Source organism: Micromonospora chalcea (genome assembly GCF_028768405.1).
Taxonomy (GTDB): Bacteria; Actinomycetota; Actinomycetes; order Mycobacteriales; family Micromonosporaceae; genus Micromonospora; species Micromonospora chalcea.
The window spans coordinates 3,193,073-3,215,123 of sequence record NZ_CP118233.1; the positions used below are offsets into that span (position 1 = coordinate 3,193,073).

The following is a 22,051-nucleotide window of genomic DNA, read 5'->3' on the forward strand; positions in this document are numbered from 1 at the left end:
TCAGCCGGGCAGGAACGAGAAGCGCACCTGGCGGTCGGGGTTGTCGCCGTTGGTGTCGACCAGGCAGATCGACTGCCAGGTGCCGAGCTGGATCCGCCCGTCGAGCACCGGCAGCGTCGCGTACGGCGGCACGAACGCCGGCAGCACGTGGTCGCGTCCGTGCCCGGGCGAGCCGTGCCGGTGCCGCCACCTGTCGTCGGTGGGAAGCAGGTCGTCCAGGGCCCGCAGCAGGTCGTCGTCGGATCCGGCGCCGGTCTCGATGATCGCCAGCCCGGCGGTGGCGTGCGGGACGAAGACGTGCAGCAGGCCGTCGCCGGCGCCGGACACGAACCGTTCGGCCTCGCTCGTGATGTCCCGGACGGTCGGCCGGGAGCCGGTCCGGACGGTGATCACCTCACTGCGCATACGGCGCATTCTGCCGCAGCGCCCGGTTCCTCGCCCCGCCCGCCGATAGCGCATCCGGTGATCGCGCAAAGTTACTGATGGGTACCTGTGTTCAGCGTCGCGTCTGAGGGTGGGAGAGGTGACGGCACGCGCCACCAGGGGGCAGGATGGCGCTAGAGACCTATCCCACACGAAACCGAGGGAACGCCTGTGGCTACGGAACGCAAGCGCCCGGTGATCACCGCTGGTCTGCCGAGCCAGCTTCCGGACATCGACCCTGAAGAGACCAGCGAATGGGTCGAGTCGCTCGACGGTGTCATCGACGAGCGCGGGACAAAGCGAGCCCGGTACGTCATGCTGCGCCTGCTGGAGCGGGCCCGCGAGCGGCAGGTCGGGGTGCCGTCCCTGACCACCACCGACTACATCAACACGATCCCGCCGGAGCGCGAACCGTGGTTCCCGGGTGACGAGCACGTCGAGCGGCGGCTGCGGGCGTACATCAGGTGGAACGCCGCGATGCTGGTGCACCGGGCGCAGCGCCCGGAGATCGGCGTCGGTGGCCACATCTCCACGTTCGCCAGCTCCGCGTCGCTCTACGAGGTGGGCTTCAACCACTTCTTCCGGGGCAAGAACCACCCGGGCGGCGGCGACCAGATCTTCTACCAGGGCCACGCCTCCCCCGGCATGTACGCGCGGGCGTTCCTGGAGGGCCGGCTCAGCGAGAACCAGCTCGACGGGTTCCGGCAGGAGCTGTCGCACCCCGGTGGCGGGCTGCCGTCGTACCCGCACCCGCGGCTGATGCCGGACTTCTGGGAGTTCCCGACCGTCTCCATGGGTCTCGGGCCGCTGAACGCCATCTACCAGGCGCGGTTCAACCGCTACCTGCAGCACCGGGGCATCAAGGACACCTCCCAGCAGCACGTCTGGGCGTTCCTCGGCGACGGCGAGATGGACGAGGTCGAGTCGCTCGGCGCGATCGGCGTGGCCGCCCGCGAGGAGCTGGACAACCTCACCTTCGTGATCAACTGCAACCTGCAGCGCCTGGACGGACCGGTCCGCGGCAACGGCAAGATCATGCAGGAGCTGGAGGCGTTCTTCCGGGGCGCCGGCTGGAACGTCATCAAGGTCGTCTGGGGCCGGGAGTGGGACCCGCTGCTCGCCGCGGACACCGACGGCGCGCTGGTCAACCTGATGAACACCACGCCCGACGGCGACTACCAGACCTACAAGGCGGAGTCCGGGGCGTACGTGCGGGAGCACTTCTTCGGCCGCGACCCGCGGACCCGCAAGATGGTCGAGCACCTGTCCGACGACGAGATCTGGAACCTCAAGCGGGGTGGCCACGACTACCGCAAGCTCTACGCGGCCTACAAGGCGGCGATGGAGCACACCGGCCAGCCGACGGTGATCCTCGCCAAGACGATCAAGGGCTGGACGCTCGGCTCGCACTTCGAGGGCCGCAACGCCACGCACCAGATGAAGAAGCTGACGCTGGAGGACCTGAAGCTCTTCCGCGACCGCCTCTACCTGGACATCCCGGACAAGCAGCTGGAGGAGAACCCGTACCTCCCGCCGTACTACACGCCGGGCGAGAAGTCGGACGAGATCACCTACCTGAAGGACCGGCGTCAGCAGCTCGGCGGCTACCTGCCCACGCGCAGCACCGCCCGCAAGACGCTGGCCATCCCGGGCAGCGAGCGGTTCTCCGACGTCAAGCGCGGGTCGGGCAAGCAGAAGGTCGCCACCACGATGGCGTTCGTCCGCCTGCTCAAGGACATCATGAAGGACAAGGAGTTCGGCAAGCGCTGGGTGCCGATCATCCCGGACGAGGCCCGTACGTTCGGTATGGACTCGCTGTTCCCGACGCAGAAGATCTACTCGCCGCACGGTCAGCGCTACACCGCGGTCGACCGGGACCTGTTCCTGTCCTACAAGGAGTCGACCACCGGCCAGATCCTGCACGAGGGGATCAACGAGGCCGGTTCGGTGGCCTCGTTCACCGCTGCCGGCACGGCGTACGCGACGCACGGCGAGCCGATGATCCCGCTGTACATCTTCTACTCGATGTTCGGCTTCCAGCGCACCGGCGACGGGTTCTGGGCGGCGGCGGACCAGATGGCGCGGGGCTTCGTGCTCGGCGCGACCGCCGGCCGGACCACGCTCAACGGTGAGGGCCTGCAGCACGAGGACGGCCACTCGCTGCTGCTCGCCGCCACCAACCCGGCGGTGGTCTCCTACGACGCGGCGTTCGCCTTCGAGCTGGCGCACATCGTGGAGAACGGCCTGCACCGGATGTACGGCGAGGCGCAGGAGAACATCTTCTACTACCTCACCGTCTACAACGAGCCGATCTTCCAGCCGGCCGAGCCGGAGGGCGTGGACGTCGAGGGCATCGTCAAGGGCATCCACCGCTACTCCCCCGCGCCGCAGGTCGGCGACGACGCGCCGAAGGCGAACATCCTCGCCTCCGGCACCGGCATGCAGTGGGCGCTCAAGGCCCAGCAGCTGCTCGCCGAGGACTGGGGCGTGGCCGCCGACGTGTGGTCGGTGACGTCCTGGACCGAGCTGCGCCGCGACGCGGTCCAGTGCGAGGAGCACAACCTGCTCAACCCGGGCGAGGAGCCGCGGGTGCCGTACATCGCGCGGAAGCTGGCCGACGCCGACGGGCCGAAGGTCGCGGTCAGCGACTGGATGCGCGCGGTACCGGACCTGATCGCCCGCTGGGTACCCGGCGACTACACCTCGCTCGGCACCGACGGGTTCGGCATGTCGGACACCCGGCACGCGCTGCGCCGCCACTTCCACGTGGACGCCGAGTCGGTGGCGGTGGCCACGCTGCGCCAGCTCGCGCTGCGCGGTGTGGTGCCGGCGCACGTGCCGGCCGACGCGGCCCGCAAGTACGCGCTGGACGACGTCAACGCCGCCCCGGTCGGCGAGACCGGCGGCGACAGCTGAAAGGAAGGGCCCCTTCTTAACGCCTCCGGTAGAGGAGGGGCCCCTTCTTAACAACCTCGGGTAGAACGACGGCCCGGCGTCCCTGGCGGGAACGCCGGGCCGTCACCATCGCGGGCGACGCCGGGACTGGGCTCGGTCAGCCGACGGCGGCCAGGTCGGTCAGCCGGGCCAGCGAGTCCTCCAGGTCGGCGCCGACCCGGCGCAGGCCGAGCCGGAGCAGGGCCGCCTTGACGGGTCCGGCGGGCCACCGCACGACGATCAGGCGTACGACGGTGCCGCCGGCCTCCTCGTCCGGGGTCAGCTGGACGTAGATCTCGGTGCGCGCCTCGGCTCGGGCGCCGGCACCCTTCGCGCGTTCGCGCCAGCCGATCAGGGTCGGCTCCTGGAAGGCGATCACCTCGGCCTCGTGCGCGGCGCCGCGTCCGGCCTGGACCAGCTGCCGCCGCCCGAATCCCTCCCCGGACAGGACCTCGGCCGCGCGGACTCCCGCCAGCCAGGCCGGCAGCTGCTCGGCGCGCTGCACCACGTCCCAGACCACATCCACCGGCGCCGCCACGTGCGCGCTTCGTTCCACGAGGATCATGAGTATCTTTCCCCCACTTAAATCACATCCGCGATATTTGGCACTCTATGTGTAAATCGGACTTAAGCGGACGGGTTCGGAAAAGACACGCCGAACTCCCTTGCGCCACCCAGTCATCTCGGCCTATGGCGCGGCGGTCCGCCGAGCCCTAGAGTCGCGAGCACGCTTCATGTCTTGGAGGGTGCCTTGACGACCGCGCCGATGCCCGAGTTCCCCGCCGGCTTCCGCTGGGGGGTCTCCACCTCCGCGTACCAGATCGAGGGCGCGACCACTGCCGACGGTCGCGGTCCGTCCATCTGGGACACGTTCGCGCACGAGCCGGGCCGGGTCGCCGACGCCAGCACCGGCGACCGGGCCTGCGACCACTTCCACAGGTACGCCGAGGACACCGCGCTGCTGGCCGGGCTGGGGGTGTCCGCGTACCGGTTCTCGCTCGCCTGGCCCCGGATCCAGCCGGACGGCACGGGCCCGGCCAATGCCGCCGGGCTGGACTTCTACGACCGGCTGGTGGACGGCCTGCTCGCCGCCGGGGTGGACCCGGTCGCCACGCTGTTCCACTGGGACCTGCCGCAGCCGCTGGAGGACGCCGGCGGCTGGCTGAACCGGGACACCGCCGCGCGCTTCGCCGAGTACGCCGACCTGGCCGCCGCCCGGCTCGGCGACCGGGTGAAGCTCTGGATCACGCTCAACGAGCCGTTCATCCACATGAGCATGGGCTACGGCATGGGCGTGCACGCCCCCGGCCGGATGCTGCTGTTCGACGCCTTCCCGGTGGCCCACCACCAGCTTCTCGGGCACGGTCTGGCGGTCTCCGCGCTGCGCGCCCGCACCACGTCCCCGGTGGCGATCGCCAACAACTACTCCCCGGTGCGGGTCGCCGGCGACACCGACGCGGACCGGGCCGCCGCCGCGGCGTACGACGCGCTGCACAACCTCCTGTTCACCGATCCGCTGCTCGGGCGCGGCTACCCGGACGCTCCCGGCCTCGACCCGGCGGTGATCCGGGACGGCGACCTGGACGTGCTGGCCGCGCCGATCGACGTGCTGGGGGTCAACTACTACAACCCGACCGCCATCCGGGCGCCCGAGGCGGGCTCGCCGCTGCCGTTCGACATCGTGCCGCTGGAGGGCTACCCGCGTACCGCGTTCGACTGGCCGGTGGCGCCGGACGGCCTGCGCGACCTGCTGCTCCAACTGCACCGGCGGTACGGCGACGCGCTGCCGCCGATCCAGATCACCGAGAGCGGCTGCGCGTACGACGACGCGCCGGACGCCGACGGCCGGGTGCACGACCCGGAGCGGATCGCGTACCTGGACGGGCACATCCGCGCGGTGCGCGGGGCGATGGCCGAGGGCGTGCCGGTGACCGGGTACTTCGTCTGGTCGCTGCTGGACAACTGGGAGTGGGCCGAGGGCTTCACCAAGCGGTTCGGCCTGGTGCACGTCGACTTCGACACGCAGCGGCGGACGCCGAAGTCGTCGTACGCCTGGTTCCGGGACCTGGTCCGGCGGTGACCACTGTGAACCCGACGCCGGCCTCGCTGCCGGCGGCGCTCGCCGAACCGACGGTGCCGGTACGGCGGAGCTGGATCGCGCTGATCTTCGCGGCCAACCTGGGCGTCTGGATGGCGTTCTTCACCCCGATCCAGGTGCTGTTGCCGCAGCAGGTGGAACGGATCGCGCCGACCGACAAGGAGGCGATGCTGGCGGTGGTCACCGGCGTCGGCGCGCTCGCCGCGGTGCTGGCGAACCCGCTCGCCGGCGCGTTGTCCGACCGCACCTCGCTGCGGCTGGCCAACCGCCACTTCGGCCGCCGGCACGTCTGGACCGCGTTCGGCGCGGTGATCGGCGCGCTCGCCCTGGTGCTGCTGGCCCGGCAGAACACGATCGCCGGGGTGGCGGTGGCCTGGGTGGCCGCGCAGGTCTGCTTCAACGCGATGCTGGCCAGCCTCACCGCGGCGATCCCCGATCGGGTGCCGGTGGCGCAGCGTGGCGGCGTGTCCGGCTGGGTGGGCATCCCGCAGGCGCTGGGCCTGGTGCTGGGCGCGGTGCTGGTGACGGCCGTGGTGACCGGCAACGCCGCCGGGTACGCCGCGATCGCGCTCGCCGTGCTGCTGCTGTCGCTGCCGTTCGCGCTGCTGACCCAGGACGACCACCTGCCCCGGGAGCACCGCTCGCCGCTGCGGCTGCGCTCGCTGTTCTCCTCGATGTGGATCAGCCCGCGCCGCCACCCCGACTTCGCCTGGGCGTGGTTCACCAGGTTCCTGGTGCAGACCGGCAACGCGCTGGGCACGCTCTACCTGCTCTACTTCCTCACCGACGGGGTACGGGTGGCCGACCCAGAGGGCTCGCTGCTGATCCTGATCCTGCTCTACACGGTCGGCATGATGCTGACCGCCGTGACCGCCGGGCGCATGTCCGACCGCTCCGGCCGGCGCAAGGTCTTCGTGATCGCCTCCGGGCTGATCATGGCGGTGGCGGCGACGCTACTGGCGGTGGCACCCACCTGGCCGATGGCGATCGTCGCGGCGCTGCTGCTCGGCGCCGGGTACGGCGTCTACCTGTCGGTGGACGCCGCGCTGATCACGCAGGTGCTGCCCGCCGCCACGGACCGGGCCAAGGACCTCGGCGTGATCAACATCGCCAACTCGGCGCCGCAGGTGCTCGGTCCGGCGCTGTCCGCACCGATCGTCGTGCACCTCGGCGGCTACCCGACGCTGTACGCGGTGACCGCGGCGGTCACGCTGCTCGGCAGCGCCCTGGTCGTGAAGATCCGCTCCGTGCCGTGACGCCCGCCGGCTGCCGCGCTTGTTAAGAAGGGGCCCCTTCACCTCCGGAGGCGTTAAGAAGGGGCCCTTCCTTTCTCGGTGGCGGCCCGCCGTAGGCTGGGGGACGTGACGGTACGTGTACGCTTCGCCCCCTCCCCGACCGGTATGTTCCACGTCGGCGGCGCCCGCTCGGCGCTGCAGAACTGGATCTTCGCCAAGCAGCAGGGCGGGGTGTTCGTGCTGCGCATCGAGGACACCGACGCGGCCCGCAACAAGCCCGAGTGGACCGAGGGCATCCTGTCCGCGCTGGAGTGGATCGGCATCGCGCGGGGCAGCTACGAGGGTCCGTACTTCCAGTCCTCGTACGCCGGCGAGCACCGGGCCGCCGCGCAGCGGCTGTACGAGGGCGGCCGGGCCTACTACTGCGACTGCACCCGCGAGGACGTGCAGGCGCGTACCGGGCCGCAGCAGCGCGGGTACGACGGCTTCTGCCGCGACCGCGGCCTGGGGCCGGGCGAGGGCCGGGCGCTGCGCTTCCGTACGCCGGACGAGGGCGAGACCGTGGTGGTCGACCTGGTGCGCGGCGAGCCGACGTTCGAGAACAAGCTGATCGAGGACTTCGTCATCGCCCGCGGCGACGGCTCCCCGGTGTTCCTGCTGGCCAACGTCGTGGACGACATGTCGATGGGGATCACCCACGTGATCCGGGCCGAGGAGCACCTGCCGAACACCCCGAAGCAGCAGCTGCTGTGGGACGCGCTCGGGGTCAAGCCGCCGGTCTGGGCGCACGTGCCGGTGGTGGTGAACGAGAAGCGGCAGAAGCTGTCCAAGCGGCGGGACAAGGTCGCGCTGGAGGCGTACCGGGACGAGGGCTACCTCGCCGACGCGATGCGCAACTACCTGATGCTGCTGGGCTGGGCGCCGTCGGGCGACCGGGAGATCGTGCCCTGGTCGGTGATCGAGGAGGAGTTCCGGCTGGACGAGGTCAACCCGTCCCCGGCGTTCTTCGACGAGAAGAAGCTGCGCGCGTTCAACGGCGACTACATCCGGGCGCTGCCGGTGGAGGACTTCGTCGCCGCCTGCCAGCCGTGGCTCACCGGCACCGACACCATCGCCCCGCCGCCGTGGCAGCCCGAGGAGTTCGACCCGGCCGCGTTCGCGGCGGTGGCTCCGCTGGCGCAGACCCGGATCGCGGTGCTCAGCGAGATCGTGCCGAACGTCGACTTCCTCTTCCTGGCCGACCCGCTGATCGACGAGGCGGCGTGGGCGAAGGCGATGAAGGAGGGCGCGGCCGACCTGCTGGACGCGGCGATCGTCGCGTTCGAGGCGCTGGAGTCCTGGGACGCGGAGTCGCTCAAGGCCACGCTGGAGGCGGTCGGCGCGGAGCGCGGGCTGAAGCTGGGCAAGGCGCAGGCGCCGGTACGGGTCGCGGTCACCGGCCGCACCGTCGGGCTGCCGCTGTTCGAGTCGCTGGAGGTGCTCGGCCGCGACCGTACGCTGACCCGGCTGCGCGCCGCCCGCGTACGCCTGGTCTGAGCGGCAGGCCCGCCGACGGCCCGGGCGTGTCGTGGCCGGGAAAAGGTAACCCTGTCGAGCGATATGCCTCTGAGTCATGATTATGACTCAGAGGCATATGCGTTTTCGGCGATCGTTGCGCCGGCCGCGTCACGCGGAGTGTTCCCCGCGAGCCGGCTCCCGCTGACCGGCCGGCGTCAGCGGCGGGCGGCCCGGCGGCGCAGCAGCAGCCCGCCGCCCAGCGCGGCCAGCACCACCACCGCGCCGGCCGCCCACAGCCAGCCCGTACCCCCGTCGTCGTCCGCCTCGGCGGCGGCCGGGGTCGGGCTCGGCGCCGCGCTGGTAGGCGCGGCGGGCGCGGCACTCGTGGGCGGTGCGCTCGCCGACGGCGCCTCGGCGGGGGTGCCGGTGGTCAGGGTGAACCGGATCTCCCCCTTGATCGGGTGGCCGTCGTCGGAGGCCAGCCGGTAGGTGACGATGTAGAGCCCGGCCGCGCCCGGCCGGAACGGCACGGTCACCCGCTTGCCGGAGAAGGTCGGCGCGCCGTCGGCAGCGGCCACGTTGTCCGGCCCGGTGACGGTGACCTCGGTCGTGGCTTCCTTCGGCGTGGCCAGGAACCGCAGCTCGATCCGCTCCGGCGCGGCGGCCAGCCGGGCCCCGTCGCGCGGATCGCTGCCGGTCAGCGAGTTGTGCGCGGCGGCCGGCGCGGCCGGCAGCAGCGCGAACGCCGCCACCACCCCGAGCACCACCAGCCAGGTACGCGCCGTACGGGCGACCCTGCCCCCCATGGTTCCCTCCGTCCGGGTAAGATCCGGCCGATGATCATCGACCGCTCGTTGGTCGGTCTCAGCTCGCAAATAGTTCCAAATACTCTTCCACCTGCTGCAACCGAGCGCCGTTCTGCGGAGTCTTTGTGGTGGACACCGGTCCAGTGTGACTGCAGCGGAAGCCAGCCATCGAACGGGGCGAGGAGGCGGCGATGATCCGGAAGGTGAGACGGCTGCTGATCGCCGTGACCGGGACGATGGCGGCCCTCGCGTGCACACTGGCTCTGACCGGCGCGACGGCGGCCCACGCCGCCCCGAAACCGGCGCCCGCGCCCGCCCCGACCGGCGTCGACATCACCGGCGACAAGCTCGACGAGCCGCTGCGGCTGCGCACCGACAGCCGGTCGGCCGACGTCCACCTGGTGATCGACCAGATCAAGTGGCTGGGCGCGACCGGCCAGCTGCGCGGCCCGGCCGCCGCGGACCTCGGTCCGAAGTACACGGTGGTGGTGCACGTCGCCGCCGGTCCGCAGCGCACCTACGACCTCTTTCCCCTGGCCAAGGGCGGCCCGCGGGTCTACCGGCCGGCGAAGCAGCCGGACCGGAGCAACCTCCGCGCGGGCTGGTTCCTCGGGCGGCTCAACATGCCGGAGACGCTGCGCTCGGTAGGCGTGCCGTTGCCGGCGCAGTTCGACACGCTCGCCGGTGGCATCGGCGGCGGCGAGCGGGTACTGCCGGAGGAGGCGCTCGACCCAGTGGGCGAACTCGACACCGCCCTCGGCGAACTCCAGCGGCTGCTGCTGCTCAACGTGGGCGTCGTGCTGGTCATCACCGCCGGGCTCGCCGGCATCGCGCTGCTGGTGCGCCGCCGCACCCGCTGAGCCCGGCCCGACACCGCGTCGGCGTCAACCCGCCCGGCTCCGCATCAGCACCAGCGACGCGGCGGGCGCTCCCGGCGGACCGTACGGTTGCGCGGGCGTACCGCGCCGTGGCGGTGGGCGCCCGCCCAGCCCGACAGGTCGCTGCGACAACCCTGCTCCGGCGACGCCTCGTCCGCGAGATGCGCCGGCTCGGCGGCCCGCTGACGGGGCACCGCCGGCTCGTCCTCGGCGCGCTCCGCGGCCCGGCCGACGGCCTGCTCGCCCTGGTGGTGCAGGCACGGCCGACGCGGGTGCGTGGCCGTGACCGGCTGGTCGTGGCCACGCCGGCACGGCTCGCCCTGGGCGCAACCGTGCTCGGCCTCCCCCTGCGCCATCCCGGCCTCCTCACCGTCGCCCTCGCGCGCCCGCCGGAACAGCCCGGGCGCGCCCTGACACCGTACTGGCCCACCCGGACAAGATCGCCAGCGCGTACCGGTGGAGATCGTCACGCCACGGCGAAGCCGCCACCTCGGAGTGGAACCGCTGCTCAGCGCATGTCAGGCTGGTGCGGTGAGCGAACCGGGCGGCACGGAGACGTCGGCGACGCTGCGCCGTATCGAACGGGCGGCGGGCGGCCTGGCCACCGCCAGCGTGGCCCGGATGGACGAGACACTGCCCTGGTTCCGCGACCTGCCCGCCGACCAGCGCTCCTGGGTCATGCTCGTGGCCCAGGCCGGCGTGCGGTCACTGGTGCAGTGGCTGCGCCAGGGTGGCGGCGCCACCGACCGCACCCAGGAGGTGTCGGACGAGGTCTTCGCCGCCGCGCCGCAGGCGCTGGCCCGCTCGATCAGCCTCCAGCAGACCGTGGCGCTGATCAAGGTGACCATCGACGTGGTCGAGGAGCAGGTGTCGGAGCTGGCCGTGCCGGGCGAGGAGCAGTCGCTGCGGGAGGCGGTGCTGCGCTTCTCCCGGGAGATCGCGTTCGCCGCCGCGCGGGTCTACGCCCGGGCCGCCGAGAGCCGCGGCTCCTGGGACGCCCGGTTGCAGGCGCTCCTGGTCGACGCGTTGCTGCGCGGCGACTCCCCGGACGTGCTGGCCAGCCGGGCCGCCGCGCTCGGCTGGACGGACGCCCCACCGGTCGCGGTGGCGGTCGGCCGTTCCCCCGGCGGCGAGGTGGCCGCCGTGCTGCACACCGTCTACCGGCAGGCCCGGCGGATCGGCGTCGAGGTGATCGGCGGCGTGCACGGCGACCGGCTGGTCATCGTGCTGGGCGGGGCCGCCGACCCGGTGGCGGCCACGGAGAAGCTGCGTACCGCCTTCGGTGAGGGGCCGGTGGTGGTCGGCCCGGCGGTGCCCAGCCTGGACGAGGCCACCGAGTCGGCGCGGGCCGCGCTGGCCGGGTTCCGGGCCGCGCCGGCCTGGCCGACCGCGCCGTGCCCGGTCGCCGCGGACGAGTTGCTGCCGGAGCGGGCGCTGGCCGGCGACACCGAGGCCCGCCGCCGGTTGCGCCACGACGTGTACGCGGCACTGGCCCGCTCCGGCGGCGAGCTGCTGGAGACGCTGGACGCGTTCTTCGCCGCCGGTGGCACGCTGGAGAGCGCCGCCCGGGCGCTCTTCGTGCACCCGAACACCGTGCGCTACCGCCTGAAGCGGATCGCCGAGGTGACCGCCTTCTCGCCGCTGGCCCCGCGCGACGCCTTCGCGCTGCAGGTGGCGCTGACTGTGGGTAGGCTCGACCCGGTGGTACCGGGGGTCTCCGACCGGCGATGACCGCCCACCGATTTTTGTAGGTTTCCTCCAAAGGTTCTAGTGCGGTTTCGTGCCGTGCGTTACAGCGCGACCCGCGAGTATCCGTCAGAGTCGTACACGTGCTCGCCGTACTCTCTCCGGGACAGGGTTCGCAGAAGCCCGGCTTCCTCGCTCCGTGGCTCGACCTCGACGGTGTCGAGGCGCGCCTGCGCTGGTGGTCGGCCCTGGCCGGGGTGGACCTGATCCATTTGGGCACCCGGGCGGACGCGGACGAGATCAAGGACACCGCCCGTACCCAGCCGCTGCTGGTCGCCGCCGCGCTGCTCGCCGCCGAGCACCTGCCGATGCACGACGTCGCGCTGGTCGCCGGGCACAGCGTGGGTGAGCTCGGCGCCGCCGCCCTGGCCGGGGTACTGCCGGCCGAGGCCGCCGTGACGCTCGCCGGTGTACGCGGACACGAGATGGCCGCGGCCTGCGCGCTGGAACCGACCGGGATGGCCGCGGTGCTCGGCGGTGACCCGGACGAGGTGCTCGCCGCGCTCCAGTCCCACGGGCTGCACCCGGCCAACCGCAACGGCGCCGGTCAGATCGTGGCCGCCGGCGCGATCGACGGGCTGGACAAGCTCGCCGCCGAACCGCCGGCCCGCACCCGGATCATCCGGCTCCAGGTGGCCGGCGCGTTCCACACGCCGTACATGGCGCCGGCCGAGGCCGCGCTGGCCGCCGTCGCCGCCGGTGTCACCGCCTCCGCCCCGGCCCGGATCCTGCTGTCCAACCTCGACGGCGCGCCGGTCGGGCACGGCCCGGAGACGCTGCAGCGGCTGGTCCGGCAGGTCACCGCCCCGGTCCGCTGGGACCTGTGCATGCGTACGCTGGCCGACCTCGGGGTCACCGGCGTGATCGAGCTGCCGCCCGCCGGCACCCTCGCCGGACTGGTCAAGCGGGAACTCAAGGGCGAGGGCGCGCCCGAGATCGTCACCCTGAACACCCCCGCCGACCTGCCCGCCGCGCGGCGGCTGATCGCCCGGCACGCCGGTCCCGCCCGCCCGTACGCGCCGTGGTTCCGGATGGTCGTCTCCCCCGCCGCCGGCCGCCTCGCCCGGGCGGCCGAGGCGACGGTGGGCGCCGAGGTACGCGCCGGCCAGGTCCTCGGCCACGTCACCGGAGCGCAGGGGCCGGTCGAGGTGACCGCACACGACAACGGGCTGCTCACCGAGTGGCTCGCGCACCACGACGACCCGGTCGCCCCGGGCCAGCCCCTCGTCCGCATCGGAGGAACGCACTAAATGGCCGGCAGCCGGATCGTCGCGATGGGGCACTACCAGCCCTCCCGCGTCGTCACGAACGACGAGATCGCGCAGATGGTGGACACCAGCGACGAATGGATCCGGGACCGGGTCGGCATCGCCACCCGGCGGATCGCGGGCGACGAGACGGTCGCCGACATGGCCACCGCCGCCGCCGGCAAGGCGCTCGCCAACTCCGGCCTCACCGCCGCCGACATCGACATGGTCGTGGTGGCCACCTGCTCGTCGGTGGACCGCAGTCCCAACGTGGCCTGCCGGGTCGCGGCGAAGCTCGGCGTCACCGCGCCCGCCGCATACGACCTCAACACCGCCTGCTCCGGCTTCGCGTACGGGCTGGGCACCGTGGACCACGCGATCCGGGCCGGCGCGGCGCGCAACGCGATCGTCGTCGGCGCCGAGAAGCTCTCCGACTTCACCGACTGGACCGACCGCTCGACCTGCATCATCTTCGCCGACGGCGCCGGGGCGGCCGTGGTGACCGCGACCGCCGACGACGAGCCGGCCGGGATCGGGCCGGTGGTCTGGGGCTCCGCGCCGGAGAAGAGCGACGCGGTACGCATCGAGGGCTGGCAGCCGTACATCGCGCAGGAGGGGCAGTCGGTGTTCCGCTGGGCCACCACCGCGCTGGCCCCGCTCGCGCTGCAGGCCTGCGAGCGGGCCGGCGTGGCCCCGTCGGAGCTGGCCGCGTTCGTGCCGCACCAGGCCAACGGCCGGATCATCGACGGCATCGCGAAGCGGCTGAACATTCCGGACGCGATCATCGCCAAGGACATCGTCGAGTCCGGCAACACGTCGGCGGCGAGCATCCCGCTGGCCCTGTCGAAGCTGGTCGAGCGGCGCGAGGTGCCCTCGGGCGCCCCGGTCCTGCTGTTCGGCTTCGGCGGCGGCCTGACCTACGCCGGTCAGGTCGTGCGCTGCCCCTGAGACCCCCTCGGGCGCGAACGCGCCGAGGCGCGTGACCGGCGACGCCGGTCACCGGTAACCCCCGATGAGAGGAACCAACCGTAATGACCCGTGACGAGATCACCGCCGGCCTCGCCGAGATCCTCGAAGAGGTTGCCGGGGTGAACCCGGACGACGTGGCCGAGGGGAAGTCCTTCACCGACGACCTCGACGTCGACTCGCTCTCCATGGTGGAGGTCGTGGTGGCGGCCGAGGAGAAGTTCGGCGTCAAGATCCCGGACAACGAGGTGCAGAACCTCAAGACGGTCGGTGACGCGGTCAGCTACATCGAGGCGCAGTCCTGATCATGAGTCGTCCCGACGTCGTCGTCACCGGGCTCGGCGCGACGACCCCGCTCGGCGGGGACGTCGCGTCGACCTGGGACGCCATGCTCGCCGGCCGCTCCGGGGTGAGTGCGCTCACCCAGGAGTGGGCGGCGGACCTGCCCGTCCGGATCGCCGCCCAGCTGGCGGTGGACCCGTCCGAGGTGCTGGACCGGGTGAAGCTGCGCCGGCTGGACCGCTCGGAGGCCATCGCCATCATCGCCGCCCGGCAGGCGTGGGCCGACGCCGGGCTGGCCGAGGCCGGGCCGGACCCGGAGCGCCTGGCGGTCAGCGTCGGCTCGGGCATCGGCGGCGCCACCACCCTGCTCGCCCAGGACGACATCCTGGAGAAGTCGGGCCCGCGGCGGGTCTCCCCGCACACCATCCCGATGCTGATGCCGAACGGTCCGGCCGCCTGGGTCGGGCTGGAGCTGGGCGCCAAGGCCGGCGTGCACACCGTGGCCAGCGCCTGCGCGACCGGCGCGGAGGCGATCGCGCTGGGTCTGGACATCATCCGCGCCGGCCGGGCCGACGTGGTGGTGGCCGGCGGCACCGAGGCGGTCATCCACCCGCTGCCGATCGCCGGTTTCAGCTCGATGCGGGCCATGTCGACCCGCAACGACGAGCCGGAGCGGGCCTCCCGGCCGTGGGACTCCGGTCGCGACGGCTTCGTCCTCGGTGAGGGCGCGGGCGTGGTGATCCTGGAGCGCGCCGACCACGCCGCCGCCCGGGGCGCCCGGGTGTACGCGCGCCTGGCCGGCGCGGGGATCACCTCGGACGCGTACGACATCGTGCAGCCGCACGCCGAGGGCGAGGGCGCGATCCGGGCCATCGCCCGGGCGGTCGCCGACGCGGACGTGGCCCGTACCGACATCGTGCACGTCAACGCACACGCCACCTCGACCCCGGTCGGGGACATGCTGGAGATCGGCGCGCTGCGTCAGGCGGTCGGCGACCACCCGGTGCTCACCGCCACCAAGTCGATGACCGGGCACCTGCTCGGCGCGGCCGGCGCGCTGGAGTCGATCGCCACGATCCTGGCCATCCGGGACGGCGTGATCCCGCCGACGATCAACCTGGACGACCCGGACGAGGGCCTCACCCTGGACGTCGCCGCGCACAAGGCGCGGCACATGGAGATCCCGGCGGCGCTGAACAACGCGTTCGGCTTCGGCGGACACAACGTGGCGCTGGTCTTCACCCGCCCCTGACGTAAGGAAGGGCCCCTTCTTAACAGCCGACTGTTAAGAAGGGGCCCTTCCTCTACCGCAGGCGTTAAGAAGGGGCCCTTCCTTACACCTCAGCGGTTGCGGGGGTGTAGGCGGGCGGTGCGCTCGTTGCCCCGCCGGTAGTTGCCGGTCCACCGGGCCATGGCCAGCTGCGGATCGTCGTCGACCTCGGCCAGGAACTGCGCCGCCCGGCCGCCGCGAAGCGTGCTCGCGACCCGGCCGTGATGCGTGATCACCACCGTGCCGTCGGCGCGCTGGACGTACCGGAATCCCTGTGCTGCCTCTCCCATGGGCGCCACCCTGCCAGCCGGCCGCCCCGGGCCGCACCCGAGTTACCGGCGGCGGCGGTCAGGTGCGGCAGGCGGTGGCGGGCAGGCCGGAAACCGGCACCGGGGAGCGGCCGCCCGGGCGGGCCTTGCCGGCGAGCACCGCGGCCAGGCCGTTCATCGAGGCCCGGGTGGACGAGTAGGTCGCCATCAGCGTCGGGGACTTCGCCCCGGACAGCACGTACGGCGTGTCCATCGCCACCGTCACGGCGGCGTCGGCGCGCAGGTCCTTCGCGCCGTCGCCGTACCCGACCAGGTGCACCACCGTGCCGCCGGAGGGCACCACCTTGACGCCGGCCGCGGTGAGCGCCTCGGTCAGCAGCTTGCGGGTGCGCTCCCGGCCACCGGAGGAGGTCACGCTGACCGGTCCGGTCACCGCGCCGCCGCACTTGCCGCGCAGCACAGTCACCGCGGCGGTGGCCAGGTCGTCGGCGGCCTTGCGGTGTGCCGCGCCGTCGAGCGTGGACAGCGCTGGCGTGTCCCGCCCGGCCAGCCGGAACTTCATGGTGAGCACCCGGGTGACCGCCTCGACCAGGCGGGCGCGGGGCAGCGAGCCGTCCTTGAGCGCGGCGCGCAGCCCGTCGTACGCCTGGGTGACGTTCGGCGTCATCAGGATGAGGTCGTTGCCGGCGTTGAGCGCGCGCACGGCCGCCTCACCGGGTGACCACTTCTTGGCCGGGGCCATGTTCATCCCGTCGGTGATCACCACGCCCTGGAAGCCGAGCTGGCCGCGCAGCACGTCGGTGAGCAGCTTGCGGGAGAACGTGGCGGGGGTGCCCGGGTCGACCGCCTTGACGTCCAGGTGGGCCGACATCACCGCCATGGCCCCGGCGCCGATCCCGGCCCGGAACGGCGGGAACGCGATCCGGTCCAGGTCGGCGCGGGACTGCTTGATCACGGGCAGCTCGGTGTGCGAGTCCTCGGCGCTCAGGCCGTGCCCGGGGAAGTGCTTGACCGCCGCGCCGACGCCCTCGGCCTGCAGGCCGCGTACCGCGCCGGCCACCTGGGGGGACGCGGTCGCCGGGTCCGCGCCGAAGGACCGGGAGCCGATCACCGTGCTGCGGGTGACGAGCACGTCGGCGACCGGGGCGAAGTCGAGGTTGATGCCCATCGCGGCCAGCTCGGCCCCGGCGGCCCGCCAGGCGGCCTCGGTCAGCGCCGGGTTCCCGGCGGCGCCGGCCGCGAGCGGGCTGGGCAGCAGCGTCACGCCGTCGGTGATCCGGGTGACCACGCCGTACTCCTGGTCGGTGCCGATCAGGAACGGCGCGGCGCCGGCGGGCAGCTTGCCGGCGGCGGCGCGCAGCCCGTCGGTGAGCGCCCGGACCTGCTTCGGGTTGTCGACGTTCGTGGTGGCCTGGTTGCCGGAGGTGGGGTCGTCGGCGCTGAAGCCGACCAGGATGACGCCGCCGAGCCGGTACTTCGCCACCATCTCGGCGGGGGTGTCGACGCCGGCCAGCGCGCGGTTGCCGGCCGCCGAGCCGGCCGAGACCTCGGTGGCCGAGCTGCCGTAGGCGTACGGCATCAGCACCTGCCCGACCAGGTCCTCGTCGCTCAGCGTGCCGACCAGCGCGGCGGCGCGGGCGGCCGGGTCAGCGGCCGGCGACTCGTTCGGCGCGGGCGCGGCCGACGACGGCGCCGGACTCGTCGGGGTGGGACGGGGCCGGTCCGGCCCGTCCGAGCACCCGGAGACGAGAAGCGCGGTCAGTGCGGCGAGCGCGACGGCGGAGCGCCGCGGGGAAATCGACACGCGGCCCACCGTATCGGGGCAACTCGGCCGCCGTCACCCGACCCGGGTGAGCAGCGTCACCGGGGCGCCGTCGCCGGCGTAACGGTAGGGCTCCAGTTCGGCGTCCCAGGCGGTGCCCAGCGCCTTGTCCAGCGCGTGGGCGAGCGCCTCCGGGCTGCGCGCGGCGGCCATCAGGCTGCGCAGCCGGTCCTCGCCGAGCTGGATGTCACCGGCCGCGCCGACGGCGGCCCGGAACAGGCCCCGGCCCGGTACGTACATGAAACGCTCGCCGTCGACGCCGGGACTGGGTTCCTCGGTGACCTCGAAACGGATCATGGGCCACTGCCGGAGGGCAGCGGCCAGCTCCGCGCCGGTCCCCGGGCTGCCGGTCCAGCCGCACTCGGCGCGACGAGCGCCCGGATCGGCGGGCTGCGCCGTCCAGTGCAGGTTGACCGGCGCGGCGAGGACGCGCGCGATCGCCCACTCGACGTGCGAGCACACGGCGAGCGGGGTCGAGTGGACGTATACGACGCCACGCGTTGGCACGGTGACCTCCCGGTGAGCCGAGGTGCGTCTTCCCCTACGACCTCGTCCTACCGAGTGGTACCTGGACACACATGATGACCCGTGTGACTGGTGGTGCGCCAGCGAATCGGAAAATTCGCCGGTCCCAGCCGGCGGGAAATACCCGGGAGGTGGAGCCGGTTGTGCCCTCTGACGCCGCGACGACCAGCCAGGTGTCGCGGTCGTGTACAGTTCTCTGGGCGGTTCTGTGTGCCGCCGTACATCTTCGCGGGCAGGCGCTCAACCCGGGCGTCACTCGCACAGCCCCCGGACGGCTTTCCGTCCCCACCGTACGTCTGCAAGGAGTACCTCCGTGGCGAGCAACACCTCTAAGACCGCGCGCGCGTCAGTCCGGGCCGGCCAGGCTGGCCAGGGTGGCGCCCTCAGCGTGCTGGGCGAGTTCAAGTACCTGATCCCGCTCAACGGCGGCAAGCACGCCTACGTGCGCAACCTGACCAACGGCAAGACCGCGCACCTGCGCACCGACTCCGAGGCCTTCGTCGAGGAGATCCGGGTGCTGGCCGCCGCCGGCCACGCCGCCAAGATCCGGGCTGAGATCAACGGCCTCGCCGCCGCCCACCCGGACCACGGCTGGGAGGCCACCGAGAAGCGCCTGGTCGAGGCCGGCGTCTTCGAGGGCTGAGCACCCTTCACCCGCACCGCCGCGACCGCCCGCCGGGATCACCCGGCGGGCGGTTTCGCGTCTGCTCCTGCGGCAGCAGCGTCACCTCACCGGTGGCGGATCGCCGGTGGATGTGCGTCCGGCTCGTCCATAGGCCGGACGCGAATCTTCTCCCCGCCCCGGTTGCCGTGGTGTCATGACGGGTAACGCCGGTGTCACCGCCGGGACACCCGGTGGACGCAAACCGGACGGGCTCGGGGGTGGCGACATGGAACTGCGGCTTCCGGACGGCGTACGCCTGCACGTGACGGTCACCGGGCCGGTCGACGCCGAGGTCACCGTGCTGATGCTGCACGGCTGGACGCTCGACGGCCGCAGCTGGCACCGTCAGGTCGCCGAGCTGCGGGAACGGTTCGGCGACCGGGTCCGCCTGGTCACCTACGACGCGCGCGGCCACGGCCGGTCGAGCTGCCTGGCGCTGCGCGACGCCACGCTCGCCCAGCTCGGCGACGACCTCGCCACCGTGGTCGACGAGATCGCCCCGTCCGGGCCGATCGTGCTGGTCGGGCACTCGATGGGCGGAATGACGGTGATGGAGTACGCCCACCGCCACGCCGACCGGTTCGCGGCGCGTACCGCCGGGCTGGTCTTCGTCTCGACCACCGCCGAGGGGCACACGCACACCGTCTACGGCCTGTCCCCCCGCATCACGAGGTTGATCCGGCTCGCCGAGACCACCGGCGCCGGGGTGCTGGCCCGGTGCGGCGGCTGGCGGCCACCGCACGCCCTGCTGCGCGCGCTGCGCCCGAGCATCCGCTGGATGCTGTTCGGCGACCGCTGCGACCCCGCGGACATCCGGCTGGTCACCTCGGCGGTGGCCCGGGCCACGCTGCGCTCGATCGGCGGGTTCCGCGCCTCGATCGGGGCGCAGCACCGGCTGGAGACGCTCGCCGCGCTGGGCGGGCTGCCGGCCGCCGCGCTGGTCGGGGACCGGGACCGGCTCACCCCGCCGCCGTGCGCCGAGTCGATCGCGGCGGCGCTGCCCACCACGGAGCTGACCGTCTGCCCGGGCGCCGGTCACATGCTGATGATGGAGCGCCCGGACCAGGTGAACGACGCCGTGGCCGGGGTGCTGGACCGGGTGCTGACCGGCCGTCCGGCGGCCCGCCTCTGAGCGTCTCCCGCTCCGGAACGGCACTGACGTACGCCACGCGGACGGCATGCCCCGGCGCTGCGGTTGCCGGGGGCCCGTACCCTCATTCAGCCCGTCGTGCCGTCCGACCACAGGAGCATCCGCGTTGACCGACCAGACCACGCTGGACCGGGAGATCGCCGCCGAGCAGCGCCACCTCGACCGGGTGTACGCCCGGCTGGCCGAACTGCGCCGGTCGGCGGCCGACGCCGAGCGGGAGGGCTACCGGCTGGCCCGGGTCGGCAACTTCGGCGCGCTGGTCGAGCGGGATGCGATGGTCTTCCACGCCGCCCAGCGCCGGCACGTGCTGGACGCCGAGCACGAGGGGCTGGTGTTCGGGCGGCTGGACCTGCGTACCGGGCAGGTGCTGCACGTCGGCCGCCTGGGCGTGCGGGGCGTGGACGCGGAGACGCTGGTGGTGGACTGGCGGGCGCCGGCCGCCGCCGCGTTCTACCAGGCCACGCCCGCCGAGCCGCGCGGCGTGGTACGCCGGCGCACGATCCAGTCGGCCTCGGAGAAGGTCACCCGGATCGAGGACGACCTGCTGGACCCGGAGGCCGCGCCGCCGGACATGGCGGTGGTCGGTGACGGGGCGCTGCTGGCCACGCTGTCCCGGGCCACCGGCCGGGGCATGCGCGACATCGTCGCCACCATCCAGCGCGAGCAGGACGAGGCGATCCGCTCCCCCGGCAACGGCGTCACGATCGTCTCCGGCGGCCCGGGGACCGGCAAGACGGCGGTGGCGTTGCACCGGGCCGCGTACCTGCTCTACTCCGACCGGGCCCGGTACGCCGGCGGCGGCATCCTGGTGGTCGGCCCGTCCGGCGTGTTCGTCGAGTACATCGCCTCGGTGCTGCCCTCGCTGGGCGAGGAGACCGCCACGCTGCACTCGCTCGGCTCGCTCTTCCCCGGCCTGTCCGCGTCGCGGACCGACCCGCCGGACGTGGCGGCGGTGAAGGGCTCGCTGCGGATGCGCCGGGTGCTGGAACGCGCGGTCCGCGACGCGGTGCCGGACTCCCCCGCCGAGCTGCGCCTGCTGTACCGGGGTGAGCTGCTGCGCCTGGAGCGCCCCGCGCTGGACGCGATCCGGGACCGGACGCTGGCCCGGGGCGCGCGCCGCAACGAGGTACGCCGGGCGGCGTTCGACGCGGTGCTCGCCGCGCTCTACGCGCAGGCCCGCACGCTGCGGGTGGGCCGGCTGCCGGAGCAGCCCGCGTTCGAGGACGAGATCATCGAGCGGCCGGAGTTCCGCGAGTTCCTCAAGGCGTGGTGGCCCCGGCTGCACCCCCGGCACGTGCTGGACTGGCTGGCCCGCCCGGACCGGCTGCGCCGCTACGCCGGGGGGATCCTCTCCTCGGCCGAGATCCGGTTGCTCGGGCAGGCGTACCGCACGCTCGCGACCGACGGGCTGACGGTGGCGGACATCGCGCTGCTGGACGAGCTGGACGCGCTGCTGGGCAAGCCGGTGCAGCGGGCCCGGCCCAAGCGCGACCCGTACCAGCTCGCCGGTGGCGTGCGCGAGCTGAGCACGTACGCCGATCGGCAGCGCGCCGCCCGCGCGGCGGCCCGGGAGCGTCCGGCCGACTACCGCGACTACGCGCACGTGGTGGTGGACGAGTCGCAGGACGTCTCGCCGATGCAGTGGCGGATGATCGGCCGGCGCGGGCGGCTGGCGTCCTGGACGGTGGTCGGCGACCCGGCGCAGACCGCCTGGACCGGCGACCCGCAGGAGCTGGACCGGGCCCGGGACCAGGCGCTGGGCCGGCGCAAGCGGCACCGCTACGAGCTGACCACCAACTACCGCAACTCGGCGGAGATCTTCGCGGTGGCGGCGGCGGAGATCCGCCGGCTCTACCCGGATCTGCCGCTGCCCGACGCGGTCCGGTCCACAGGCGTTCCGCCGGTGGAACGCACGGTGCCCGCCGCCGAGCTGCCGGCGGCCACCGTCGAGGCGGCCGAGGCGCTGCTCGGCCAGGTGGAGGGCACCGTCGGCGTGATCACGCCGGTGCCGCGCCGGGACGAGGTGGCCGGCTGGCTGGGCGCGCTCGGCGCGGGCCGGCTCCAGGTGGTGACCAGCCTCCAGGCCAAGGGCATGGAGTACGACGGCGTGGTGCTGGTGGCGCCGAGCGAGATCCGGGCCGATCCGGGCTCGGGCGTGCGCACGCTCTACGTGGCGCTGTCCCGGGCGACCCAGCGCCTCACCACGCTCGACCCGGTGGGGTGAGGGGCCACGCCCGCG

At 73.3% G+C, this 22,051-nt stretch carries 20 protein-coding genes; 13 read left to right on the plus strand and 7 right to left on the minus strand.

Features of this window, described 5'->3' with window-relative positions; genetic code table 11:
• Positions 1–405, minus strand: a complete 405-nt coding sequence (locus tag PVK74_RS13685; RefSeq protein ID WP_197494962.1) for a secondary thiamine-phosphate synthase enzyme YjbQ — start codon at positions 403–405, stop codon at positions 1–3.
• A 189-nt stretch (positions 406–594) separates the two neighbouring features.
• Between PVK74_RS13685 and aceE the strand changes: the two genes are divergently transcribed.
• Positions 595–3,339, plus strand: a complete 2,745-nt coding sequence (gene aceE, locus PVK74_RS13690) for a pyruvate dehydrogenase (acetyl-transferring), homodimeric type (protein WP_043329212.1) — start codon at positions 595–597, stop codon at positions 3,337–3,339.
• A gap of 136 nt (positions 3,340–3,475) precedes the next feature.
• Here aceE and PVK74_RS13695 read toward each other — a convergent pair whose 3' ends face one another.
• Complete coding sequence (locus PVK74_RS13695; RefSeq protein WP_030503643.1) at positions 3,476–3,922, minus strand: SRPBCC family protein; 447 nt, start codon at positions 3,920–3,922, stop codon at positions 3,476–3,478.
• A gap of 201 nt (positions 3,923–4,123) precedes the next feature.
• On the opposite strand from PVK74_RS13695, the gene PVK74_RS13700 reads away from it, so the two are divergent.
• The 3 genes from PVK74_RS13700 to gltX all read left to right on the plus strand — a co-directional run bounded on the left by PVK74_RS13700 (position 4,124) and on the right by gltX (position 8,226).
• A complete protein-coding gene (locus tag PVK74_RS13700) occupies positions 4,124–5,437 on the plus strand; it encodes a GH1 family beta-glucosidase (RefSeq protein WP_043329210.1) in 1,314 nt (437 codons plus the stop codon).
• Positions 5,434–6,711, plus strand: a complete 1,278-nt coding sequence (locus PVK74_RS13705) for an MFS transporter (protein ID WP_274479167.1) — start codon at positions 5,434–5,436, stop codon at positions 6,709–6,711. Before PVK74_RS13700 ends, PVK74_RS13705 begins: the two co-directional genes overlap by 4 nt.
• A gap of 144 nt (positions 6,712–6,855) precedes the next feature.
• Positions 6,856–8,226, plus strand: coding sequence for a glutamate--tRNA ligase (gene gltX, locus PVK74_RS13710; RefSeq protein ID WP_274479278.1), 1,371 nt, complete (start codon positions 6,856–6,858; stop codon positions 8,224–8,226).
• A gap of 176 nt (positions 8,227–8,402) precedes the next feature.
• Here gltX and PVK74_RS13715 read toward each other — a convergent pair whose 3' ends face one another.
• A complete protein-coding gene (locus PVK74_RS13715; RefSeq protein ID WP_274479168.1) occupies positions 8,403–8,993 on the minus strand; it encodes a copper resistance CopC family protein in 591 nt (196 codons plus the stop codon).
• 191 nt (positions 8,994–9,184) lie between these two features.
• On the opposite strand from PVK74_RS13715, the gene PVK74_RS13720 reads away from it, so the two are divergent.
• On the plus strand, positions 9,185–9,853 hold the full coding sequence (locus tag PVK74_RS13720; RefSeq protein WP_166456679.1) for a hypothetical protein: 669 nt from the start codon (positions 9,185–9,187) through the stop codon (positions 9,851–9,853).
• 44 nt (positions 9,854–9,897) lie between these two features.
• Here PVK74_RS13720 and PVK74_RS13725 read toward each other — a convergent pair whose 3' ends face one another.
• The gene (locus PVK74_RS13725; protein WP_274479169.1) at positions 9,898–10,227 is read right to left on the minus strand and encodes a hypothetical protein; all 330 of its coding nucleotides are present in this window, start codon (positions 10,225–10,227) and stop codon (positions 9,898–9,900) included.
• Positions 10,228–10,327: 100 nt separating this feature from the next.
• Between PVK74_RS13725 and PVK74_RS13730 the strand changes: the two genes are divergently transcribed.
• The 5 genes from PVK74_RS13730 (at position 10,328) to fabF (ending at position 15,364) form a co-directional block, all read left to right on the plus strand.
• Positions 10,328–11,602, plus strand: coding sequence for a PucR family transcriptional regulator (locus tag PVK74_RS13730; protein ID WP_274479170.1), 1,275 nt, complete (start codon positions 10,328–10,330; stop codon positions 11,600–11,602).
• Between the two features lie 98 nt (positions 11,603–11,700).
• On the plus strand, positions 11,701–12,867 hold the full coding sequence (locus PVK74_RS13735; RefSeq protein ID WP_274479171.1) for an acyltransferase domain-containing protein: 1,167 nt from the start codon (positions 11,701–11,703) through the stop codon (positions 12,865–12,867).
• Positions 12,868–13,812, plus strand: coding sequence for a beta-ketoacyl-ACP synthase III (locus PVK74_RS13740; RefSeq protein ID WP_043329189.1), 945 nt, complete (start codon positions 12,868–12,870; stop codon positions 13,810–13,812).
• A gap of 83 nt (positions 13,813–13,895) precedes the next feature.
• Entirely contained in the window at positions 13,896–14,135 is a 240-nt protein-coding gene (locus PVK74_RS13745; RefSeq protein ID WP_007072348.1) for an acyl carrier protein, read from the plus strand.
• A gap of 2 nt (positions 14,136–14,137) precedes the next feature.
• The gene (fabF, locus tag PVK74_RS13750) at positions 14,138–15,364 is read left to right on the plus strand and encodes a beta-ketoacyl-ACP synthase II (protein WP_030503633.1); all 1,227 of its coding nucleotides are present in this window, start codon (positions 14,138–14,140) and stop codon (positions 15,362–15,364) included.
• 89 nt (positions 15,365–15,453) lie between these two features.
• On the opposite strand, the gene PVK74_RS13755 is transcribed toward fabF, so the two are convergent.
• The 3 genes from PVK74_RS13755 to PVK74_RS13765 are packed head-to-tail and all read right to left on the minus strand — an operon-like array spanning position 15,454 to position 17,980.
• Positions 15,454–15,672 carry a hypothetical protein gene (locus PVK74_RS13755; RefSeq protein ID WP_069088914.1) on the minus strand — a complete coding sequence of 73 codons (219 nt, stop codon included), beginning with the start codon at positions 15,670–15,672 and terminating at the stop codon, positions 15,454–15,456.
• A 58-nt stretch (positions 15,673–15,730) separates the two neighbouring features.
• Positions 15,731–17,455 (minus strand): glycoside hydrolase family 3 protein, encoded by a 1,725-nt coding sequence (locus tag PVK74_RS13760; RefSeq protein ID WP_274479172.1) that lies wholly within the window; start codon positions 17,453–17,455, stop codon positions 15,731–15,733.
• A gap of 33 nt (positions 17,456–17,488) precedes the next feature.
• On the minus strand, positions 17,489–17,980 hold the full coding sequence (locus PVK74_RS13765; RefSeq protein WP_013287841.1) for a DUF3145 domain-containing protein: 492 nt from the start codon (positions 17,978–17,980) through the stop codon (positions 17,489–17,491).
• Between the two features lie 331 nt (positions 17,981–18,311).
• Between PVK74_RS13765 and PVK74_RS13770 the strand changes: the two genes are divergently transcribed.
• The 3 genes from PVK74_RS13770 to PVK74_RS13780 all read left to right on the plus strand — a co-directional run bounded on the left by PVK74_RS13770 (position 18,312) and on the right by PVK74_RS13780 (position 22,036).
• Positions 18,312–18,641, plus strand: coding sequence for a hypothetical protein (locus PVK74_RS13770; protein ID WP_043329183.1), 330 nt, complete (start codon positions 18,312–18,314; stop codon positions 18,639–18,641).
• A 247-nt stretch (positions 18,642–18,888) separates the two neighbouring features.
• Positions 18,889–19,794, plus strand: coding sequence for an alpha/beta fold hydrolase (locus PVK74_RS13775; protein WP_064448227.1), 906 nt, complete (start codon positions 18,889–18,891; stop codon positions 19,792–19,794).
• Positions 19,795–19,918: 124 nt separating this feature from the next.
• Positions 19,919–22,036 (plus strand): HelD family protein, encoded by a 2,118-nt coding sequence (locus PVK74_RS13780; protein WP_064448226.1) that lies wholly within the window; start codon positions 19,919–19,921, stop codon positions 22,034–22,036.
• Positions 22,037–22,051: the final 15 nt, after the last annotated feature.